Annotated in this window: 4 tRNA genes and 1 rRNA gene; all 5 read left to right on the top strand. The window is 49.2% G+C overall.

The features are described from left to right. Positions 1–94 precede the first annotated feature (94 nt). A 5S ribosomal RNA gene (gene rrf / locus ACQXR1_RS22110) occupies positions 95–210 on the top strand. Between the two features lie 9 nt (positions 211–219). Continuing rightward, positions 220–294, top strand: a tRNA-Asn gene (locus ACQXR1_RS22115). 5 nt (positions 295–299) lie between these two features. Next, positions 300–391: transfer RNA gene (locus ACQXR1_RS22120), tRNA-Ser, on the top strand. Positions 392–425: 34 nt separating this feature from the next. After that, positions 426–497: transfer RNA gene (locus tag ACQXR1_RS22125), tRNA-Glu, on the top strand. A 9-nt stretch (positions 498–506) separates the two neighbouring features. Further along, positions 507–582 (top strand) — tRNA-Val (locus ACQXR1_RS22130). Positions 583–587 lie beyond the last annotated feature (5 nt).

Raw genomic sequence — 587 nt, forward strand, 5'->3', positions numbered from 1 at the left:
ACCTGTTATCTAGTTTTGAGAGAATAAGTTTTTTCAAAAAAACACTTGATTTTCTCAAGAATACATAGTATAATGTTAAATGTCACTGAAATTGTCTGGTGATGATGGCGAAGAGGTCACACCCGTTCCCATACCGAACACGGAAGTTAAGCTCTTCAGCGCCGATGGTAGTCGGGGGTTTCCCCCTGTGAGAGTAGGACATCGCCAGGCAGACTTCATTCCGCAGTAGCTCAGTGGTAGAGCTATCGGCTGTTAACCGATCGGTCGTAGGTTCGAATCCTACCTGCGGAGCCATTATTGGAGAGCTGTCCGAGTGGTCGAAGGAGCACGATTGGAAATCGTGTAGGCGGTCAACTCCGTCTCAAGGGTTCGAATCCCTTGCTCTCCGCCACTGATACTTATACATAATTACAATTGAAAGTCTGGGCCCGTTGGTCAAGCGGTTAAGACACCGCCCTTTCACGGCGGTAACACGGGTTCGAATCCCGTACGGGTCATTATATGATGGAGGATTAGCTCAGCTGGGAGAGCATCTGCCTTACAAGCAGAGGGTCGGCGGTTCGAGCCCGTCATCCTCCACCATTATT

This window comes from Bacillus sp. ATD (assembly GCF_050585765.1).
Classification (GTDB): Bacteria; Bacillota; Bacilli; order Bacillales; family Bacillaceae; genus Bacillus; species Bacillus stercoris.